Below are 21,039 nucleotides of genomic sequence, written 5' to 3' on the forward strand. Positions count from 1 at the left end.
CGCCCTCAGGCCTCGGCCAGCACCGGTTCCGGCGCATCCAGTCTCACGCCCGACCAGCGCTCGACCGCGCCGATCAGCTCCATGGCCGAGATCGGCTTGCCGATATGGCCGTTCATGCCCGCCGCCGCCGTGGCCCCGACATGTTCGGGCAGGACGTCGGCGCTGAGCGCGATGATCGGGGTATGGCGGTTGGCGGAGATCGGCCCGCGGATCGCCCGTGCGGCGGCGAAGCCGTCCATGCCGGGCATCTGCAGGTCCATCAGGATCAGGTCGAACGGCCGGTCCGACGCCATCAGCACGGCCTCGGCGCCGCTGGCCGCCTCGATCACCTCGTGGCCGATCGCCTGCAGCATGGCCCGCACCAGTTCGCGGTTGGCGTCGACGTCGTCGACCACCAGCACCTGGGCGGCGGGGCCGCCCGTGGCCGCGGTTCGCGCGGGGGCCGGCGTCGCGGCCAGGTCGGCCGGCGTCGCGCGGACGTGGAAGCGGAACACCGAGCCGCCGCCGTCGGCCGGGACCATCTCGATGTCGCCGCCCATCAGCTCGACCAGGCCCTTGCAGATCGACAGGCCAAGACCCGTGCCGCCATGCCGGCGGCTGATCGAGCCGTCCACCTGCGAGAAGCGCTGGAACAGGCGCTGGCGCTTGTCGGCCGGCACGCCGCAGCCGGTGTCGGTCACCGCCACGTGCAGCAGGCCGTCGCGGAAGGCGGCGCTGATCCGCACCTCGCCGGCTTCGGTGAACTTCACCGCATTGCCCAGCAGGTTGACCGCCACCTGGCTCAGGCGGCCGGCGTCGGCGGTCAGGGCCGTAGGCGTGTCCGGGTCGATCTCGACGCTCAGCGCCAGGCCCTTGGCCCGGGCCTGCTCGGCGAACATGGCCAGGAGGTCGTCGAGGAACGGCGCCAGGGCGAACGGGGCGGGCGAGAGGGCGACATGGCCGGCCTCCAGCTTGGAGAAGTCGAGGATGTCGTTGACCACCGCCAGCAGGGCCTGGCCGGCGGTGTCGACCCGTCGGACATAGGCGTCGGCCGTCGGCGGCAGGTCGTCCAGCTCGCCCAGCAGGGCGGCGAAGCCGTTGATGGCGGTCAGGGGCGTGCGGATCTCGTGGCTCATATTGGCCAGGAACTCGGCCTTGGCCTCGGCGGCGGCTTCGGCCTGCAGCTTGGCGTCCAGCAGGGCGGCCTCGCGGACATGGGCCTCGGTCACGTCCATGACGGCGCCGAACAGGGTCTCGACCTGGCCGTCGGCGCCGAGTTCGGCCGCGCCGTGACAGACCACGTGGCGCAGGGCGCCGTCGGTGCGGGTCAGCCGCAGGCTCGTCTCGAACGGCTCGCCGGTGACGGCGGCCGATCGGAAGCGGGCTTCCAGTGCGTCTCGCTCGGACGGGTCGAAGAAGGTCAGCTGCTCGGTCAGGCCCGGCGCGACGGCGGCGGGTTCGAGGCCGAAGATCCGGTAGACGCCTTCCGACCAGGTGATGTCGCCGCTGGCGATGTCGGCCCGCCAGTGGCCGACTCCGGCCATGGCCTCGGCCATCAGGGCGATGCGGTGGCTCTCGCGGATGGTGCGAGCGTCGGCCTGGGCGCGGGCCGAGGCGTCGGCCAGTTCGACGCGAGCGCGGGCCAGGTCGACCTGCACGGTGCGCAGGGCGCGGAACACGACGTAGGAGGTGGCCAGCACCGTGGCCAGCCGCCAGGGCTGGTCGGCGCGGATCAGGAAGATGGCCGCCACCGTCTGCACCAGCAGCATCGCCGCCACCATCGGCGACATGTTGATCGCCAGGCGCCGGGGGCGGGCGTAGTCGCGGACCACGATCTCGAACATCACCACCCCGAACAGGGTGACGCCGAAGGTCTGGGCCGCGCCGGTCTCGAAGAAGGTCAGGTAGAAGGCCGCCGCGGCGTAGCCGGCGCTCTGCAGCCAGGAAAACAGGGTCCGGCCCGGCGGCAGGTTCCGGTGCTCGGCCAGCGCCAGGACCGCCATCACCGCCAGCCAGATGACGGGCGGGATCCAGGGCGAATAGGGCAGGGTGGCGACGCAGACGGCCAGGCAGAAGGCCAGTCGCGCGGCCAGGCCGTTCACCCGCGAGGGCGAGGCCAGCAGCGTGTCGCACAGCGCCGCCAGGCGACGGCGTCGCCTCGCCCGGTCGTCGTGGTCCTTCGGATTGACCGTGCTCATTCGGGTTCCCGACGCTCGCTATGTCGGGAACCCTACAGGTCAAGCTTTGAAGGAAGGGTTGAGCATCCGCTTACCGCTTCCTCAGCGTGTTCAGGCCCGCTTGATCGCCTTCACCGCCTTGGCGTGGTCGCGGATGAGCGCGACCGTCGAGGCGTCGGCGTCGAAGATGCCGAACAGGCCCTGCTCCTCCTGCGGCGGATCGCCGACATAGGAGCGGTCGCCCTTCTTGAACCAGGCGTCGGGGTGCTGGGCGCGGCCTTCGCCGTTCCAGGCCCAGAAGTTGACGCCGGCGATCGGGCCGCCGGCCTTGATGTCGGCTTCGACCTCGCTGAACACCATCTTGTAGAAGCGGTCGCGGAAGGTGACCGGCGAGCCGGGCGCGAAGGCTCGCTCGTCTCGGATCAGGCCGAACTCCTCGATGGTCAGCGGCTTGCCCAGGCGCTTGGCCAGGGCGATGTGGCGGCGGATGTAGTCGCGCGACTTCGCCTCGCCGGCCTCGTAGGTCGAGGGCTGGTCGGTCATCGAGATCCAGCCCCAGTTGTTGGGCCAGACGTGCAGGGTCAGGTAGTCGATGGCCGGGGTCTTGTGGCTCTCGGCCACGCAGGCCTCGCTGCCCAGGCACCCCATGTCGCCTTCGCTGCCGCTGGAGACCAGGTGGTTGGCGTCCAGGCTCTTGATGAAGCGGGCGGTGCCGTCGATCCAGGCGTCGTAGGCGGGGCGGTTGGTCTTGCCGAATTCCTCGCTGCCGGCCGGGCGCGGCTCGTTGGCCAGCTGCCAGGCCATGATCGTCGGGTCGTCGCGATAGGGCTTGCCGGTGACGGTGCTTGTGCGGCCGACCAGGGCCTTCACATAGTGGCGGAAGAGGGCGTTGGCCTTCTCGTCGGCGTAGAAGCGGGCCGAATAGTCGGCGAACTGCGGCCAGGGGTGGGCCGGGTCGCCCTGCTGGAACCAGCTCCCGTTGCCGGTCCAGTTCAGATAGGCCGGCATGCCGCCCGACCAGTCCCAGAAGTTGTTGACGTAGATGACGGCCTTCATGCCGCGCTTGCCCATCTCGGCCAGCAGCACGTCCAGGCCCTTCAGCAGGTCCTGGTCGTAGTCCTCGCCGGGGCCGCGGAAGGTGGGGTCCAGCGCCACCTTGGCCGGCGAGCGCTCGCCCGCGCCCAGGACGCGCAGGTTGGTGACGCCCAGCGCCTGCAGCTTGTCGAGTTCGCGGGTCAGGCGCGCGCGGTCGCCGAAGGCGGCCGGAGCCCCCAGCCAGGCGCCGTACCAGAGATTGGCCCCGACGAAGCGATAGGGCTTGCCGCCCAGGGAAAGGCGGCCTTTCTCGACCTTCACGAAGCTCGGACGGGCCGCGGCCAGGGTCGGAACGGCCGCCGAACCGACCGTCAGGCTCGCCGCGCCGGCGGCCAGGATCGCGCGTCGCGAAAGCATTCCCGGTGTCTCCCCACTTGTGATTTGCCGGGACGTTAGCGGAGGCCCTCGGGGCCGGTCCAGCGATTAAACAAATTTGATGAAGTTAATCGGCGTGCCGATGCGGCGGAGCGACGGCGCGGGCGACGGTCCAGTCGACGATGGCCGCCAGGGCCGAAGGCGCGATCGTTTCCTCGATCTGCGCGTACTCCAGCGGCGAACCGGTCTTGGCGGTCTGGAACAGATGGTTGAGGCCGGGCAGGGCCAGGATCGTCACGTCCTTGTCCCCGGCCAGGGCCGTCTTGATCGCCGGCAGGTTCTCAGCCGCCGAGACCTGAAGGTCCTTATCGCCGTTGACCGCCAGGACGGGCGCGCGGACCTGGCGCAGGTAGGTCGCCGGATCGAGGTTCAGGAACGCCTTGTACCAGGCCGAGCTGAACAGCCGGCCCTGGATTTCGGCCATCGAGGCCGGCGCGCCTTTCTCGGTGAACAGGGCGATGATGCGCGGCTTGACCTTGGTCGGATCGGTCTCGCCCAGCACCACGGTGTTGGCCGCGGCGACCAGCTGGGCCTGTTCCTCGGCCTTGGCCGCCGGGACGCCGTTGGCCAGGGCGATGTCGCGCGACTGGGTCTTCAGCACCTCGCCGCCCGGCAGGCCGGTGCCGGCCATCAGTACGACGAAGGCGATCCTGGGGTCCTTGGCCGCCACCATCGGGGCGATCACCCCGCCTTCGCTGTGGCCGATCAGGCCCACGCGGTCCGGGTCAATGTCCTTGCGGCCGCGCAGGAAGGCGACGCCGGCCTCGACGTCGGTGGCGAAGTCGGCGGTGGTCGCGCTCCGCAGGTCGCCCGCCTGCGAGCCGCCGACGCTGCGATCGTCGACCCGCAGCACGGCCACGCCCTTGCGGGTCAGGGCGTCGGCCAGCACCAGGAAGGGCTTGTGCTCGAACAGGGTCTCGTCGCGGTCCTGCGGCCCCGAGCCGGTGATCAGCACGGCGACGGGGAAGGGGCCTTCGCCCGGCGGCAGGGTCAGGGTCCCGGCAAGCTTCAGGCCCGAGGCCGGATTGAGGTAGGATACTTCCTCGGCGCGGTAGGGGTAGGGCGGCTTTGGCGTCTGCGGGCGATTGGCCGGGACGACGACGGGCGGGGTGCGCCCCATGGTCAGCGGCAGGCTGGCGCCGCCTTGCAGCCAGTTCCCGGCCAGGCTCTTGCCGTCGGCTGACAATTGGCCCTCGAACACGGCGGCCGGGACGGTCAGGACCAGGCGGGCCTTGCCATCGGCGAAGCTGGCCGTCGCCTTCAGCCCCAGCGCGCTCTGGGCCGGGCTGTCGACGGCGGCCGAGCCGTCGGCCTTGACGTGAAAGACCAGCGGCAGCTTGGTCGGCCCCACCGCCAGCGTGCCGTACCAGTCGCCGACGATCGGCTCGACCTGGGCGCTGGCGACCGCGGGCGCGACCAGCAGGACGGCGGCGAGGGCCGCGGATCGCAGGAAACGCATGGCTGAAAGGTCTCCGGGAAACTCTCCCGAAGATTGTGCACGCTCGAGCTGCGCCGTCTAGCGTTGCTCCAGGCCGTGCCAGATCCGGGTGATGGTCACATGCTGGCCTTTGACGCGATAGCGAACGATGTAGGCGCTGCGGCCGAAGGGGATGTTGATCTCGCGGGTCGTCGCGCCGACGGCGCGGCCGCGTAGAGGGCTCTCTTCCAAGCTTGTGGCCGCCTCGGCGATCTGGTCGCTCAGTCTGTCAGCCGCGCGCGGATTTTGTTCTCTGAGCCGGGCGTCCAGGCGGGCGGCGTCAAGACTCGCCCGACGGGTGACCGCGACCGTATAGGTCACCGACGGCCGAAGCTGCGAAGCTGGGCGCGGAACTCTTCCAGGGAGATCGTCTCTTCCTCGCCGGCCTCGACGGCGTCGGCGATCGCCTCGTCGATGGCCGGATCAGGATCGATCGTCTTGGGCGGCGGCTCGTCCAGCCCGGCTTCGATCAGCTCGCGCGCATAGTCGAAGGGCGAAACGCCCAGCCGCTTGGCGGCCGCCGTCAACCGGGCGGCCTGGTCGGGATCAAGATGGATGTCGAAGCCGTCGGCCATGGGCGAAGGGTCTCGCCCATGGCCGGGGTCGTCAAGGTCAGAGATTGAGCAGCGTCGGATCGCCGCCCTGGGCGGTGATGTTGACGCTGAGCGCGCGCTCGACGGCGAAGCGCAGCAGGGCGTGGGGGCCGCCGGCCTTGGGGCCGGTGCCCGACAGGCCCTCGCCGCCGAACGGCTGCACGCCGACGACCGCGCCGGTCATCGAGCGGTTGACATAGGCGTTGCCGGCCGGAACCAGGCGCACCACCTCGTCGGCGAAGGCCTGGATGCGCGAATGCACGCCCAGGGTCAGGCCGTAGCGGCGGGCCGCCAGGGCGCCGGCCACCTGTTCCAGGTCCTCGGGCTTATAGCGAACCACGTGCAGGATCGGGCCGAACACCTCGCGCTCGAGAAAGTCGGCGGCCGGGATCTCGGCCAGGACGGGCGCGAAGAACGTGCCATCGGCGGGGGCCTCCAGGGCGTGCAGCACCTTGGCCTCCCGGTTCAGGCGGACCAGGTGCTTTTCGAGCGCCTCCTTGGCCTCGGCGTCGATCACCGGGCCGACGTCGGTGGTCGCGTCGGCCGGATCGGCGACGACCAGGGCGTCCATGGCGCCCTTCAGGCCGTCGATGATGTGGTCGGCGGTGTCGGTCGGCAGGAACAGCAGGCGCAGGGCCGAGCAGCGCTGGCCGGCCGAACCGAAGGCCGAAACGATGACGTCGTCGATCACCTGTTCGCGCTGGGCTGTGGTGTCGACGAACATGCCGTTGAGGCCGCCGGTCTCGGCGATGAACGGCACGATCGGGCCCTGGCGCTGGGCGAGGGTCTGGTTGATCCGCCAGGCCGTGTCGGTGCCGCCGGTGAAGGCCACGCCGTCCAGGCCCTCATGGGCGGTCAGGGCCGCGCCGACGGTCTCGCCGCGGCCGGGCAGCAGGGCCAGCAGGCGCGGGTCCAGGCCCGCGGCGTGATAGAGCTTCACCGCCTCGTAGGCGATGACCGGGGTCTGCTCGGCCGGCTTGGCCAGCACGGCGTTGCCGGCCGCCAGGGCGGCGGCGATCTGGCCGGTGAAGATGGCCAGCGGGAAGTTCCACGGGCTGATGCAGACGAAGACGCCGCGACCCGCGAGAGCCAGCGTGTTGGTCTCGCCGACCGGGCCCTTCAGCACCTCGGGCTCGCCGAACTGCTTTTCGGCCAGCACGGCGTAGTAGCGGCAGAAGTCGACCGCCTCGCGCACTTCCGCAATGCCGTCCGACAGGGTCTTGCCGGCTTCGCGCGACAGGATGGCGATCAGGCGCTCGATATTGGCTTCCAGGGCGTCGCCCATGGCGCGCAGCACCTTGGCGCGGGCCACGCCGCCGGCGCGGTCCCACTCGCCTTGCGCGGCGCGGGCCAGCTTGAAGGCCTTGTCGATCTGCGGCAGCTGGGCTTCCGACACCGCGCCGACCACGCGGCAGGCGTCGACCGGCGAGACCACCGGCAGCGGCGGGCCGCCGGCTTCCAGCTTGCCGCCGACCAGCGGACCCGACTGCAGCGGCGCGGCGTCGATGGCGGCCACGGCGGCGGCCAGGCGGTCGCGGTCGGCCTTCACCGAAAGATCCAGGCCCGCGCTGTTCTTGCGGCCCTCGCCATAGACGTCGATCGGGGTCGGGATCTTGGCGTGGCGGTCGGGATGGGCCTCCACCACCGAGATCGGGTCGACCACCACCTTCTCGACCGGCACCCGCTCGTCGAGCAGGGCGTGGACGAAGCTGGTGTTGGCGCCGTTCTCCAGCAGGCGGCGCACCAGATAGGGCAGCAGGTCCTCGTGCCCGCCGACGGGGGCGTAGGCGCGCAAGGTCACGCCATCATAGAGGTCGTCGGCGGCCTTATACAGAGCTTCGCCCATGCCGTGCAGGCGCTGGTGCTCGATCTTGACGCCGGCGTTCTTGGCCATGCGCACCACGGCCGCCAGGGTGTGGGCGTTGTGGGTGGCGAACTGGGCGTAGAGGTGCGGCGCGGCCTCGATCAGGGCCTTGGCGTTGACCAGGTACGAAAGATCGGTGGCCGGCTTGGTGGTGTAGACCGGATAGTCCGGACGGCCGGCGACCTGGGCGCGCTTGATCTCGCTGTCCCAGTAGGCGCCCTTCACGAGGCGCACCATCAGGCGGCGGCCGGTCTCCTGCGACAGGGCCGACAGGCGGGCGATCACCTCGCCGCAGCGCTTCTGGTAGGCCTGGACGGCCAGGCCCAGGCCCTTCCACTCGGCCAGGGCCGGCTCGCGGCACAGCTTGTCGAGCAGCTTCAGCGACAGGGCCAGGCGGTCGGCCTCTTCGGCGTCGATGGTGAAGTTGATGTCGTACTTGGCGGCGATCAGGGCCAGGCGCAGGGTGCGGGGATAGAGCTCCTCCCAGACGCGGTCCTCGTGCGTGGCCTCGTAGCGCGGGCACAGGGCCGACAGCTTCACCGACACGCCATGACCCTTTTCCGGGCCGGCCTTATTGGACAGCTTGCCGACCGTCTCGATGGCGGCGGCGTAGGACTTTTCGTAGCGCTCGGCGTCGGCGGCGGTGCGGGCGCCTTCGCCCAGCATGTCGAACGAGCACATGGTGTCTTCGCCGGCCGCGCGCTTGATGGCCGCCTCGATGGTGCGGCCCAGCACGAACTGCTCGCCCATGATGCGGATGGCCTGGCCGACGGCGGCGCGGATCACCGGCTCGCCGACGCGGCCGGCGAGCTTCTTGATGAAGCCCGGCAGGTCCTTCTTGGCTTCGTCGTCGGGCTCGACGATCTTGCCGGTCAGCATCAGGCCCCAGGTCGAGGCGTTGACGAACAGGCTGTCGCTGCCGCCCAGGTGGGACGCCCAGTCGGCCGAGCCGATCTTCTCGGCGATCAGGCGGTCGCGGGTATCGTCGTCCGGGGTGCGCAGCAGGGCCTCGGCCAGGCACATCAAAGCCAGGCCCTCGCGGGTGCCCAGGCTGAACTCCTGCAGGAAGCTTTCGACCACGCCCTGCTTGCGGACGGAGCGGCGGGCGCCGCGCACCAGGGCCTCGGCCTCGGCGCGCACGGCGGCGCGGTCTTCGCTCGACAGGGCCTGGGCGGCCAGCAGGTCGGCGATCACCGCCTTCTCGTCACGGTACTTGCCGTCGTCCAGGGAGTCCCAACCAGTCATGACGCGTCCTCGCAGATGATTTATCGTCGCTGTAACCTGGGTCTGATCGAAGGTGCTTCGTTTGTTGGTTCTGGCTTCCGTATGCTGTTCGGCGTAAACGACAAAAAACGTCTTCCGCTCCAAAGGGCCGAAACCGCCCGCGACAGGGCGTCGCGGCCAGCGTGGACGCCGGTCGGCGAACGGCAGACTAGGAGGGCCTCAAGGGCGAGGGAAGGGGAGCACTGGAAGGGACGCGTCTCGGGGGGACTCGCGCGTCCCTTCCGCTCGTCGCCGTCGCTGGGGGATGCGAGGCGATGGTTTCCCGCCGAGCGGGAGGTCCAATGCGAAGCGCGCCGACTGGGGGAAGCGGCGTGGGGGAAGCTTCGCTAGGACGATTGAGGGTGTAGGCCTCTTCGTTCCGAAGGTGCTTTGTTTGTTATCGGTATTTTCAAAACAATCTTCGCTGAAAGTGACGAAATTCCATGTCCGCTCTAGATGACACCGATCGCCGACTGTTGCGCGTGCTGCAGGCCGACGGCCGGATCACCAACGCCGAGCTGGCCAAGCGCTGCAACCTGTCGCCGGCCGCCACCTTCGACCGGGTGCGCCGCTTGCGCGAGCGCGGCTTCATCACCGGCTACGCCGCGCTGCTCGATCCGGCCAAGGTCGACCGGGCGCTGCTGATCTTCGTCGAGGTGGTGCTGGACCGCACGACCGGCGAGGTGTTCGAGGACTTCGCCGCCGCCGTGCGCCGCGCGCCCGAGGTGCTGGAGTGCCACATGGTGGCCGGCGGTTTCGACTACCTGATCAAGGCCCGCGTGCGCGACATGGACGCCTATCGCAGCTTCCTCGGCGACATCCTGGTCAAGATGCCGGGCGTGCGCGAGACCCGCACCTATGCGGTGCTGGAAGAGGTCAAGAGCACGGTTCAGCTGCCGCTCTGAGCAGGGCGAGATTGGCGCTGTTGGCGGCCAGGGCCTCGCGCAGGTCGGGACGGTCGGGCAGGCGGGCCTCGACGGCGCCGTTGGGCGAGCGGACCACGAAACCGCCGGCCTCCAGCTTCAGCAGGTGGCGGCGGGTGGTCTCGATCGGCATCCGCAGCGAGCGCGCGACGGCGGTCAGCCGCACGGGTCGGCCCTCATCGCCCGCCAGCCGCAGCACGGCCAGGAACACCAGTCCCCGCAGGACGTCGCCGTCGAACACCGACCACAACAGGCCCGCGCTGCGTAGCAGGTAGTCGGCCCCCGCCTCGAGATCGGCGTGCGCCGGTGTGACTTGTTCGGACATCGCGTCCCCCTTTCGAAGGGGTGACGTCCCACGACGGAGAAAGCGCCACTTTGATCGCGATCAAGGCGAGAGCGGCGTTCTTCAGTCATCCGGAGGCGATGTCACTCAGTTCAGCAGAGTCGCGGCGCCGATGAGCGCGCCCACCGAAGACGCGCCGTCCTTTTCCGGCGAGGACATCGTCCGCCTGTTCGCCGCCACCTACCTGCCGCTGTGCCGCTCCCTGGAGGAGGCCGGGGCGTTGGACGCCAAGGCCCTGTCGCGCGACATCGCCGCGCGGATCGGACCCGACCCCGACGAGCCCTGGGCCATGCTGGCCGCGGCGCTGTGCAAGGTGCTGGACGGGGAGGGGCGTTAGCCCCGACCACCCGGGATCAGGCGCAGGGCGGGTTTCGGTCGTGCGTCCGCCGTCGGCCGCGCCCGGCGCAGCACGATCTGCAACGCCTCGACCGTCGCCGCGCTGGGACTGTCCTCGCCCGGCCTTACATAGAGCGACATCATATCGGCGAGCCGCGCCCGGTCGATCACGCCCGAGGCCTCCAGCCGTTCGCACAGCGGCAGGTAGGTGGCGGCGAACAGCCTGATCAGGTCCGCGCCGGTGAACCGCACCGCCTCGTCCAGGCTCTGCTCCCCCGCCATAGCCACCTTCTCCCCTAGGCGGCCCGAAGGTCGGCGTCTTCGTCGCGGGTGCGGAAGAGGCCGATGCGCTGGGCGAGTTCCGCGGCCTCGGCCTTCAGCGCGTGGGCGGCGGCGGTGGTCTGCTGGACCATGGCCGCGTTCTGCTGCACCACCCGGTCCATCGCCCCCATGGTGGTGTTGACCTCGCCCAGGTTCAGGGCCTGGTCGTCGGCCGAGCGGGCGATGGCGTCGATCTGGGTGTCGATCTCGGCCACCCGGGCCACGATCCGGCGCAGGGCCTCGCGGGTCTTGCCCACGCGCTCGACGCCGGCGCTGACCTGGCGGCTGGAGACGTCGATCAGGGCCTTGATCTCGCGCGCCGCGTCGGCCGAGCGCTGGGCCAGGGCCCGCACCTCCTGGGCCACGACGGCGAAGCCCTTGCCGGCCTCGCCCGCCCGGGCGGCTTCCACCCCGGCGTTCAGGGCCAGCAGATTAGTCTGGAAGGCGATCTCGTCGATCACCGAGATGATCTGGCCGATCTGGCCCGACGAGGTCTCGATCCGGGTCATGGCGTCGACGGCCTCGGTGACCACCGGGTCGGACAGCTCCGCCTCCTCGCGGGCGCGGGCGGCGGCGGCGTTGGCTTGGCGGGCGTTCTGCGCGGTCTCGTTGACCGTGGTGGTGATCTGGCCCAGCGCCGTGGTGGTCTGCACCAGGCTGGCGGCCTGGTCCTCGGTGCGGTTGGCCAGTTCGTCGGAGGCGCGGCTCATCTCGGCGACGCCGTCGCTCATGCTGGCGGCGTTGCCGGAGATCTCGCCCAGGGCGGCGCGCAGCTTGGCGAGCGCGTCGTTGAAGTCCTGGCGCAGGGGCTCGTACTGGGCGGCGAAGCGGGTTTCGAGCCGCCAGGTCAGGTCGCCCCCAGCCACCTGGCGCAGGGCGCGGGCCAGGGCTTCGACGACCTGCGTCTGCTCGGCCTCCATCACCTGCTTGAGCTTGGCGCGTTCGGCGTTGGCGCGGTCGCGCTCGGCGCGTTCGGCCTGGGCGGCGGCGTTGGCCTCGTCGGCGGCGCGGGCGGCGGTCTCCACCGCCTCGGTGCGGGCCGTGACGGTGACGAACAGGCGCGAGACCCCGGCCGTCAGCCAGATCAGCGACCAGGCGGTGGCGGCGGTCATGCCGACCCGCAGCACGATCGCCAGCAGGCTCTCGTCGGCGGCCAGGCGATGCGGGGCGAGCAGCGGCGCGAGGACGTCGAGGCCGACGAAGGCGGTCGCCGCCAGGGCCACGATCCGCCAGTCGCCATAGGCCACCAGCAGCGCCAGCGCCGCCAGGAAGGCCATGCGGGCGACGTCCTGCTGGGCGCTTCCCTGGAAGGCCAGCACGAACAGCGTCACCTGCCCGACCAGGGCCAGGGCCGCGCAGGTCCGTTGCAGCAGCGTGTCGCGCCACAGGCCGAAGGCGGCCAGGGCCAGCACCGCCAGCCCGGCGGCGCAGGCGAAAGGCGCCAGGATCGGCGTACCGGCGACGAAGCTCGCGGCCGGCACGACCGCCGCCATGGCCGCCACGCAGGCGACGACCAACTGGCCGCCGACCCGACGCTGCGACTGGATGCTGTCAAACTCGATCAAACGCACGCCCGCCTCCGATATTTCGGCCTTAGGTTCGGGCATCGACGTTAATCGGCAGTAATAGAGGTGCGGAAATCTGGCGTTCTATAGATACGTATCAATACGTATTGCCGCTTTCGAGATCAAATATTCTCAAAATGAGAAAGCAAAGGTGCTGAGTTATTTCATCGCAAGCGACGTCGTTTCTTGTGGGAAATAGGCATGAAAAAGCCGCCCGGGCCAAGGTCTGGGCGGCTCGTTCATTCAGCTTTGCGAGTAAGCCTTAGTGGCTGTCGCGCGGCAGGCCCTTGGTCTGGGCGATGCGCTGGTACTTCACGGCGGGCTCCAGCACCGCGCCGGTGTCCATCTGGCCGACGATGGCGCGCTGGATCTCCTGCCACGGGGTCTGGCTTTCCGGATACTTGTAGCCGCCGGCCGCTTCTAGGTCCTTGCGGCGCTGGGCGACTTCCTCGGGCGTGATCAGCACGTCGACGCGCGACTTGCGCAGGTCGAAGCGCACGCGGTCGCCGCTCTTCAACAGGGCCAGGCCGCCGCCGGCGGCGGCTTCGGGCGAGGCGTTGAGAATCGAGGGCGAACCCGAGGTGCCCGACTGGCGGCCGTCGCCGATGCAGGGCAGCTGCTTGATGCCGCGTTTGATCAGGTAGTCGGGGGCGCGCATGTTCACGACCTCGGCCGAGCCCGGATAACCGATGGGGCCGGCGCCGCGCATGAACAGGATCGAGTTCTCGGTGATGCCGACCGACGGGTCGTCGATGCGGTGGTGGTAGTCTTCCGGACCGTCGAAGACGATGGCGTCGCCCTCGAAGGCGTCCAGGTCGTCGGGGTTCGACAGATAGCGGTCGCGGAACTCGCCCGAGATCACGCTGGTCTTCATGACCGCCGAGTTGAACAGGTTGCCGCGCATCACGACGAAGCCGGCGCGCTCGACCAGCGGGTTGTCGAAGGTGCGGATGACGTCCGCGTCCTCGATCACAGCGTCGCGGCAGGCGTCGCCCATGGTCTGGCCCGAGACGGTCAGGGCGTCTTCGTGAATCAGGCCCTGCTTGATCAGCTGGGCGGTGACGGCGGGCACGCCCCCGGCGTGGTAGTAGTCCTCGCCCAGGTACTTGCCGGCCGGCTGCAGGTTGACCAGCAGCGGTACGTCCTCGCCCTTCTCCTGCCAGTCATCGACCGTCAGCTCGACGCCGACGTGGCGGGCCAGGGCGTTGAGGTGGATCGGGGCGTTGGTCGAGCCGCCGATCGCCGAGTTGACGACGATGGCGTTCAGGAAGGCTTCGCGGGTCAGGATGTCCGAGGGCTTGAGGTCCTCGTTGACCATGTCCACGATCCGCAGGCCGGTGTGGTAGGCGTTTTCCTGGCGATCGCGATAGGGGGCCGGGATGGCGGCCGAGCCGGTGAGCGACATGCCCAGCGCCTCGGTCAGCGAGTTCATCGTCGTGGCCGTGCCCATGGTGTTGCAGAAGCCGGTCGACGGGGCCGACGAGGCGACCAGCTTGATGAAGCCGGCGTTGTCGATCTCGCCGGCGGCCAGCATTTCGCGGGCCTTCCAGACGATGGTGCCCGAACCGGTGCGCTCGCCCTTGTACCAGCCGTTCAGCATCGGGCCGACCGACAGGGCGATGGCCGGGATGTTGACGGTGGCGGCGGCCATCAGGCAGGCCGGGGTGGTCTTGTCGCAGCCGATGGTCAGCACGACGCCGTCGATCGGATAGCCGTACAGGGTCTCGACCAGGCCCAGATAGGCCAGGTTGCGGTCCAGGCCCGCGGTCGGGCGCTTGCCGGTTTCCTGAATCGGGTGGACCGGGAATTCGATGGCGATGCCGCCGGCGGTGCGGATGCCTTCACGCACGCGTTCGGCCAGCACCAGGTGGTGGCGGTTGCACGGCGACAGGTCCGAACCGGTCTGGGCGATGCCGATGATCGGCTTGCCCGACTGCAGTTCTTCCAGGGTCAGGCCGTAGTTCAGGTAGCGCTCGAGATAGAGCGCGGTCATGTCCACGTTGTCGGGATTGTCGAACCAGGCCCGCGAACGAAGGGTGCGGGGCGCGGACTTGGTGGTCATGACGGTCCTGTTTTTCCTCGGTCGATCCAATCTGGATCGCCTCGCCGGGCGAGGTTTATACTATTTGTCTGACTATACCGCCGGGCGGGGGTCGTCAACGACCGCCGTGGTGGCGGAAGGTCACGCGCCTTCAAGGCCTTGCGAGCGGCTCGCAAGTGCCGAAAAGGCGCCAGCGCGCCGATGATAGCGCTCCCATTGTGCTGGGAAGGCCTTCGAGTCGCCACCCGTTACGATGTTCATCGAGCGTGGATAATGTAGGACCATTACTCGCTCCGGTCGAGCCTGGACCACGCTTTGCGGTGTGGAGCCTCATCGAGGCCGGCCGAAAAGCGCGATCGGGCCGTGATCTTGTCGTGCCGTTTGACAGGCGCGGGGAGGTCGCTATTTGTCTGACTAATGATATCAGGTCGCGGAGGCGGCCGCTTCCATCGTCAGGTGTTCGTCCAGATGACAATCCGCATCGCCATCGTCGGCCTGGGCAAGATCGCCCGCGACCAGCACCTGCCCGCGATCGCCAAGGATCCGCGCTTCGAACTGGCCGCCGTGGCCAGCCGCAGCGCCGGCGTCGACGGCGTGCCGCACTTCACCGACCTGGCCGAGCTGCTGGCCTCGGACGTCGCCTTCGACGCCGTCGCTCTCTGCACCCCGCCGCAGGTGCGCCACACGATCGCGCGCCTGGCCATCGACGCCGGCAAGCACGTGATGCTGGAAAAGCCTCCGGGCGCGACGCTGAGCGAGGTCGAGGACCTCAAGGCCGCCGCCGCCGCCAAGGGCGTCACCCTGCAGACCACCTGGCACTCGCGCTACGCCACCGCCGTCGCCCCGGCCCAGGCCTGGCTGGCGGGCAAGACCATCCAGTCGGTGCAGATCAACTGGAAGGAAGACGTGCGCGTCTGGCACCCGGGCCAGACCTGGATCTGGCAGGCCGGCGGCCTGGGCGTCTTCGATCCCGGCATCAACGCCCTGTCGATCGCCACCGTCATCCTGCCGGCCTTCTTCCTGGAGAAGGCCACGCTGCACGTGCCCGAGAACTGCCAGTCGCCGGTCGAGGCGCAGCTGTCGTTCGTCACCGTGACCGGCGCGCCGGTGCGGGCCGAGTTCGACTTCCTGCAGACAGGCCCGCAGAGCTGGGACATCATCGTCCAGACCGACGGCGGCGAACTGAAGCTGTCGCACGGCGGTTCGCGCCTGTGGGTCGACGGCGAACTGAAGCACGAGGGTCCGGACGAGGAATATCCGGGCCTCTACGACGCCTTCGCGGGCCTGATCCAGGCCGGCGCCTCGGACGTCGACGTCAGCCCGCTGCGCCATGTGGCCGACGCCTTCCTGCTGGGCGAGCGCGTCATCGCGCCGGCGTTCATCGAATAGTCTCGGCGGGCCATCGAATAAGCGATGGTTGCGCTAACATTGACCTGACAAAATGCGGGGGAAGGGCCTATATGCGGGCCCATTCCCGTCCGCCAAAACCGCGAGCGCCGTCATGACTGAACTCCGCAGCCTGAACCCCGCCACGGGCGAGCACTTCGGTGACGTCTTCCCCGAGCCGACCGCGGCCCAGATCGAGGCGGCCCTGGCCGCCGCCGACGCGGCGTTCGACGTCTATCGCGAGACCGACCTCGAGACCCGCGCCGCCTTCCTCGAAGGCGTCGCCGCCGAGATCGAGGCCGTGGGCGACGCGCTGATCGAGCGCGCCATGGCCGAGACCGGCCTGCCGCGCGCCCGCCTGGAAGGCGAGCGCGGCCGCACGACCGGCCAGCTGCGCCTGTTCGCCAAGACCGTCCGCCAGGGCGACTTCCTGGGCGCCCGCATCGACCCGGCCCTGCCCGAGCGCAAGCCGCTGCCGCGCGCCGACCTGCGCCAGCGCTTCATCGGCCTGGGCCCCGTCGCCGTGTTCGGCGCCAGCAACTTCCCGCTGGCCTTCTCGACCGCCGGCGGCGACACCGCCGCGGCCCTGGCCGCCGGCTGCCCGGTCGTGTTCAAGGGCCACCCGGCTCACCCCGGCACCGCCGCCCTGGTCGGCGCGGCCATCAGCAAGGCCGTCGAGAAGGCGGGCCTGCCGGCCGGCGTGTTCGCGCTGCTGACCGGCCAGACCCACGAACTGGGCGGCGCCCTGGTCAGCGACTCGCGGATCAAGGCCGTCGGCTTCACCGGTTCGCGCGCCGGCGGCGTGGCGCTGATGAAGATCGCCAACGCCCGTCCCGAGCCGATCCCGGTCTATGCCGAGATGAGCAGCGTCAACCCGGTGGTGCTGTTCCCGCACGCCCTGGCCGCCCGCGCCGAGGCTCTGGGCGCGGCTTTCGTCGGTTCGCTGACCATGGGTTCGGGCCAGTTCTGCACCAACCCCGGCCTGGTCCTGGCGCTGGAAGGTCCGGACCTCGACACGTTCGTGGCCTCGGCCTCGGCCGCCCTGGCCGCCGCCCACCCGCAGGTCATGCTGACCCCGGGCATCTTCGGCGCCTATGAGCAGGGCGTCGAGAAGCTGGGTTCGCGTCCGGGCGTCACCGTCGCGGCGCGCGGCCTGGTCGGCGAAGGCTGCAACCAGGGCCAGGGCGCCCTGTTCGTGGTCGACGCGGCGACCTTCGCCGCCGACCCGGCCCTCAGCCATGAAGTGTTCGGCTCGTCGTCGGTCGTCGTCCGCGCCCCGGACCTCGCCACCCTGGCCAAGCTTCTGGAAGGCCTGGAAGGCCAGCTGACCGCGACCCTGCACCTCGACGCCGAAGACGCCGAGGCCGCCCGCGGCCTGCTGCCGATCCTCGAGCGCAAGGCCGGCCGCATCCTGGCCAACGGCTGGCCGACCGGCGTGGAAGTGGCCCCGGCCATGGTCCACGGCGGCCCGTTCCCGGCCACCTCGGACGGCCGCTCGACCTCGGTCGGCACCCGCGCCGTCGAGCGCTTCTTGCGCCCGGTCTGCTACCAGGACCTGCCCGACGTGCTGCTGCCGGCGGCGCTGAAGGAAGCCAACCCGCTGAACATCAAGCGCGCCATCGACGGCGTGCTGTAATCCGGCGGGTCCGGTTCGGACCTCGAAAGACCAAGCGCGCGGCGGCCCCGGCCCCGCGCGCTTTTTCTTTGGCCTCAGGTCAGGCGCTCGACCAGCAGCCACAGGCAGAAGGCGAGGCACGAGGCGGGGATGAGCACCTTGTCCATGGCGGCTCCTTTCAGCGCCCGGACAATCTGCAACGCCCCGGAATCGCTGGATTGGACGAGGTCGCTCTTTCTTGCGCGATCGTCGAAATAACGGCGGCTTTGGGACGGGTGCGGCAACACTTGGCGGGCGAGCCGGAACGCTGGCGACAACCTTCCGGTCGCTTTGAAACGGAAGTGTATCGGCGCGAGCCTGGCCGTAGCATGACGGAAATTTCATAGACACGCCTGGGCCACGCACGGCGCCTAAGGCTCGGAGGTTCCTTCAAGCGGGTCCTCCATGTCGCGTAAGCTTCTGATCCTCTCGGCCGCCGCCCTGCCGATGCTGTTGCACGCGGGCGGAGCCGTCGCCGAGACCGAGATCACCAGCGGCAGCCGCACCAAGGCCGTGGCGACCTCGACGGCCAACGACGGCGCGGCCGACGACGTCAAGATCACCACCGACGGCGTGATCACCTACGCGTCCGAAGGCGCGATCGCCACCGTCGACAGCAGCAACACCCTGACCAACAACGGCACGCTGCAAAGCACCGACATCTCCAACTCGACCGGCGTCCTGATCAACGGCGGCCTCACCTCGACGGTGACCAACGGCGGCACGATCTCGCTGACCGAGGACTACGACTACACGGATGCCGACAGCGACGGCGACTACGACGGTCAGTTCGCGCTGGGGACCAACCGTTACGGCATCCGCCTGACCGGCCCGGGCGACTTCACCGGCACGATCGAGAACTCGGGCGCGATCAGCATCGAGGGCAACGACTCGATCGGGATCATCCTGGAGTCGTCGGTCATCGGCGACATCCTGAACTCCGGCTCGATCGCGGTCACCGGCGACGACGGCTACGGTATCCGCAACACCGCTAAGATCACCGGCGACATCGTCAGCGACGGCTCGATCAGCGTCACGGGCGCGAACAGCGTCGGCCTGGCGGTCAACGGCGAGGTCGACGGCTCGGTGATCGTGCAGGGCTCGATCAGCGCCACCGGCTATCGCTACACCAGCCGCTACACCGATCCCGACGATGAGGCCCTGCTCGACTCCGACGACCTGCTGCAGGGCGGCTCGGCCATCCAGGTGACCAGCAACGTCAGCCAGGGCCTGGTGCTGGACGCCCCGCCGACCGACACCAACGACGACACCACCGACGACGAGGATGGCGACGGCGTCGCCGACAACGAGGAAGGCACCGCCTCGGTCACGGTCTATGGCGGCGCGCCGGCGATCCTGATCGGCTCCGACACCCAGACGGTCGCCCTCGGCTCGGCCGGGGAGGGAATATACGACTACGGCCTGGTGATCCGCGGCTCGGTCGGCGCCTACGGCATCCACCCGGGCGTGGCCTCCACCGGGGTGCAGATCGGCGGCGCGGCGGGCTACGAGACGCTGGTCGCCAACGGGATCAACCTGGAAGGCTCGATCACGGCCGGGGCCTACGAGGCCGACGCCATGGGCCTGCACCTGACCTCGGGCGCGATCGCCCGCATCCTCGACAACAGCGGCTCGCTCAGCGCCTCGGTCGAGGCCGAGAGCGACGTCGACGCCTACGCCCTGCTGATCGACGCCGGGGCGACCATGACCACGGTCAACAACAGCGGCGTGATCACCGCCTATCTGTCGGGCGAGACCGGCGACGCCAACGCCATCGTCGACCGTTCGGGCACGCTGACCACGATCACCAACACCGGCACGATCGCCGCCTACGTCTCGGCCACCGACGACGACTACGACCTCGACGACAGCAACGACGACGCGTCCGACGAGGTGGTCACCGGCAAGGCGATCGCCATCAACCTGCAGGCCAACACCACCGGCGTCACCATCACCCAGACCGGCGTCAACGACGGCGACGACGGCGACGACGATGTGGCCGACACCGATACCGACGGCGACGGCGTGGACGACGCCGACGAGCCGTCGATCATCGGCCAGGTCCTGCTGGGCTCGGGCGCCGACACCCTCAACCTGCTGAACGGCACGCTGTACGGCGAGATCTCGTTCGGCGACGGGGCCGATGTCTTCAACATCGACGGCGGCGCCTACGCGATCACCAAGATCAGCGACAGCGACGGCCTGCTGTCGATCAACATCGGCGACGGCGGCCTGCTGCTGACCAACACCAATACGATCAACGCCACCAGCCTGACCCTCGGCGCCGACGCCAAGCTGGTGTTCACCGTCGATCCGTCGGCGGGCACGGCGACCCAGCTGGTGGTCGACACCGCCACCATCGCCAGCGGCGCCAATCTGGGCCTGGTCTTCAACAACCTGCTGACCTCGGCCAGCACCTTCAAGGTGATCACGGCCGGCAGCCTGACGGTCGGCGACATCGACCAGGACCTGCTGGGCGACGCGCCGTATCTCTACGTCGCCAACGCCTATGCCCAAGGCAACGACGTCCTGATCGACGTGCGCCGCCGCACGGCCGCCGAAGCGGGCATGACCCGCAGCCAGGCTTCGGCCTACGAGGCGGTGTTCGCCGCCCTGGGCAATGACGACGGCATCGCCGGCGCCTTCCTCAGCCAGTCGACCGCGGACGGCTTCTACAATCTCTACGACCAGATGCTGCCCAGCACCGGCCAGGGGATGTTCACCAGCCTGCAGGCCGTGCAGCAGCAGCTGTCGTCGGCCACGGCCGTCCGTCCGGATGGCGCCGACCGCTACGGCCCCGACAGCGTCTGGGTGCAGGAGATCAACAGCCTGGTCCGCATCGAGGACGGGGCGGTGCAGGGCTCGGACACCAAGGCCGTGGGCCTGGTCGCCGGCTACGAGGCCATGGGCGACGCCGGCGGCGCGCTGGGCGTGACCCTGTCGTTCGTCAGCCTCGAGGAAAAGGACACCGCCGCCAAGGTCGGCGAGGAGACCACCGCCTCGGTGTTCCAGGCCGGAACCTACTGGCGCCGTTCGATCGGCGGCTGGCGCCTGAACCTGGGCGGCGGCGCGGGCTACATCCGTTTCAACGGCGACCGCAGCTTCATCAGCGAGGACGTCGACAGCGACGGCGCGGCCGACGAGATCGTCCGCAACACCGCCTCCTGGAACGGCTTCACCGCCAACGCCTTCGCCGGCGTCGGCTACGAGGCCACGTTCGGCGCCAACTACATCCGCCCCGAGACCCGCCTCGACTACGTCTATCTGTGGGAAGGCGAGCGCCGCGAGCACGGCGGCGGCGAAGGCTTCGACCTGACCGTCGCCTCGCGCAAGTACAGCAACCTGTCGGGCGACGTCGGCGTGGCCTTCGGTCGCCAGTTCGGCAAGGACGTCTGGTTCCGGCCGGAAGTCCGCGTCGGCTATCGCCGGACCCTGGCCGGCAAGTTCGCCGACACCACGGCCACGTTCGCGGGCGGCTCGCCGTTCACGATCCTGGCCGACAACGCCCGCAACGGCGCGGTGACCCTGAACGTCGCCCTGCGCGCCGGTTCGGACCTCTCATATTTCGCCCTGGAGGGCGGGGCCGAAGCGTCCCGTCGCCAGACCCGCTATTCCGCCCGGCTTGTCGGCCGGGCCATGTTCTGAGA

15 protein-coding genes are annotated in these 21,039 nt (G+C 69.7%); 5 read left to right on the plus strand and 10 right to left on the minus strand.

Going from position 1 to position 21,039, the window contains the following annotated elements; translation table 11 throughout:
* Positions 1–5 precede the first annotated feature (5 nt).
* From AC07N1_RS08030 to putA, 6 genes are all read right to left on the minus strand, one after another.
* Positions 6–2,177: a hybrid sensor histidine kinase/response regulator gene (locus AC07N1_RS08030; protein ID WP_494671316.1), complete on the minus strand. Its 2,172-nt coding sequence runs from the start codon at positions 2,175–2,177 to the stop codon at positions 6–8.
* Positions 2,178–2,267: 90 nt separating this feature from the next.
* Positions 2,268–3,608, minus strand: a complete 1,341-nt coding sequence (locus AC07N1_RS08035; protein ID WP_494671317.1) for a glycoside hydrolase 5 family protein — start codon at positions 3,606–3,608, stop codon at positions 2,268–2,270.
* Between the two features lie 85 nt (positions 3,609–3,693).
* Positions 3,694–5,085, minus strand: coding sequence for an alpha/beta hydrolase family protein (locus AC07N1_RS08040; protein ID WP_494671318.1), 1,392 nt, complete (start codon positions 5,083–5,085; stop codon positions 3,694–3,696).
* A 57-nt stretch (positions 5,086–5,142) separates the two neighbouring features.
* Positions 5,143–5,424: a type II toxin-antitoxin system RelE/ParE family toxin gene (locus AC07N1_RS08045; RefSeq protein WP_494671319.1), complete on the minus strand. Its 282-nt coding sequence runs from the start codon at positions 5,422–5,424 to the stop codon at positions 5,143–5,145.
* Positions 5,421–5,678: an antitoxin gene (locus tag AC07N1_RS08050; RefSeq protein WP_494671320.1), complete on the minus strand. Its 258-nt coding sequence runs from the start codon at positions 5,676–5,678 to the stop codon at positions 5,421–5,423. Before AC07N1_RS08050 ends, AC07N1_RS08045 begins: the two co-directional genes overlap by 4 nt.
* A gap of 37 nt (positions 5,679–5,715) precedes the next feature.
* The gene (gene putA / locus AC07N1_RS08055; RefSeq protein ID WP_494671321.1) at positions 5,716–8,805 is read right to left on the minus strand and encodes a bifunctional proline dehydrogenase/L-glutamate gamma-semialdehyde dehydrogenase PutA; all 3,090 of its coding nucleotides are present in this window, start codon (positions 8,803–8,805) and stop codon (positions 5,716–5,718) included.
* A gap of 461 nt (positions 8,806–9,266) precedes the next feature.
* Here putA and AC07N1_RS08060 point away from each other — a divergent pair, with 461 nt between their 5' ends.
* The gene (locus tag AC07N1_RS08060) at positions 9,267–9,728 is read left to right on the plus strand and encodes an Lrp/AsnC ligand binding domain-containing protein (protein WP_110119836.1); all 462 of its coding nucleotides are present in this window, start codon (positions 9,267–9,269) and stop codon (positions 9,726–9,728) included.
* Here the strand turns inward: AC07N1_RS08060 and AC07N1_RS08065 are convergent.
* Complete coding sequence (locus tag AC07N1_RS08065; protein ID WP_494671322.1) at positions 9,700–10,071, minus strand: helix-turn-helix domain-containing protein; 372 nt, start codon at positions 10,069–10,071, stop codon at positions 9,700–9,702. The two genes, AC07N1_RS08060 and AC07N1_RS08065, sit on opposite strands and share 29 nt — an antisense overlap.
* Positions 10,072–10,201: 130 nt before the next feature.
* Here AC07N1_RS08065 and AC07N1_RS08070 point away from each other — a divergent pair, with 130 nt between their 5' ends.
* Entirely contained in the window at positions 10,202–10,426 is a 225-nt protein-coding gene (locus AC07N1_RS08070) for a hypothetical protein (RefSeq protein WP_494671323.1), read from the plus strand.
* Here the strand turns inward: AC07N1_RS08070 and AC07N1_RS08075 are convergent.
* The 3 genes from AC07N1_RS08075 to AC07N1_RS08085 form a co-directional block, all read right to left on the minus strand.
* On the minus strand, positions 10,423–10,707 hold the full coding sequence (locus tag AC07N1_RS08075) for a hypothetical protein (RefSeq protein WP_494671324.1): 285 nt from the start codon (positions 10,705–10,707) through the stop codon (positions 10,423–10,425). The two genes, AC07N1_RS08070 and AC07N1_RS08075, sit on opposite strands and share 4 nt — an antisense overlap.
* Before the next feature lie 14 nt (positions 10,708–10,721).
* Positions 10,722–12,311 carry a methyl-accepting chemotaxis protein gene (locus tag AC07N1_RS08080; RefSeq protein WP_494671395.1) on the minus strand — a complete coding sequence of 530 codons (1,590 nt, stop codon included), beginning with the start codon at positions 12,309–12,311 and terminating at the stop codon, positions 10,722–10,724.
* A 262-nt stretch (positions 12,312–12,573) separates the two neighbouring features.
* Positions 12,574–14,373, minus strand: coding sequence for an IlvD/Edd family dehydratase (locus tag AC07N1_RS08085; RefSeq protein WP_494671325.1), 1,800 nt, complete (start codon positions 14,371–14,373; stop codon positions 12,574–12,576).
* A gap of 447 nt (positions 14,374–14,820) precedes the next feature.
* Between AC07N1_RS08085 and AC07N1_RS08090 the strand changes: the two genes are divergently transcribed.
* The 3 genes from AC07N1_RS08090 (at position 14,821) to AC07N1_RS08100 (ending at position 21,037) form a co-directional block, all read left to right on the plus strand.
* On the plus strand, positions 14,821–15,741 hold the full coding sequence (locus AC07N1_RS08090; protein ID WP_494671326.1) for a Gfo/Idh/MocA family protein: 921 nt from the start codon (positions 14,821–14,823) through the stop codon (positions 15,739–15,741).
* A 112-nt stretch (positions 15,742–15,853) separates the two neighbouring features.
* Positions 15,854–17,374 carry an aldehyde dehydrogenase (NADP(+)) gene (locus AC07N1_RS08095; protein ID WP_494671327.1) on the plus strand — a complete coding sequence of 507 codons (1,521 nt, stop codon included), beginning with the start codon at positions 15,854–15,856 and terminating at the stop codon, positions 17,372–17,374.
* A gap of 423 nt (positions 17,375–17,797) precedes the next feature.
* A complete protein-coding gene (locus tag AC07N1_RS08100; protein ID WP_494671328.1) occupies positions 17,798–21,037 on the plus strand; it encodes an autotransporter domain-containing protein in 3,240 nt (1,079 codons plus the stop codon).
* Positions 21,038–21,039 lie beyond the last annotated feature (2 nt).

The organism is Caulobacter sp. GW821-FHT09B11, assembly GCF_059418205.1.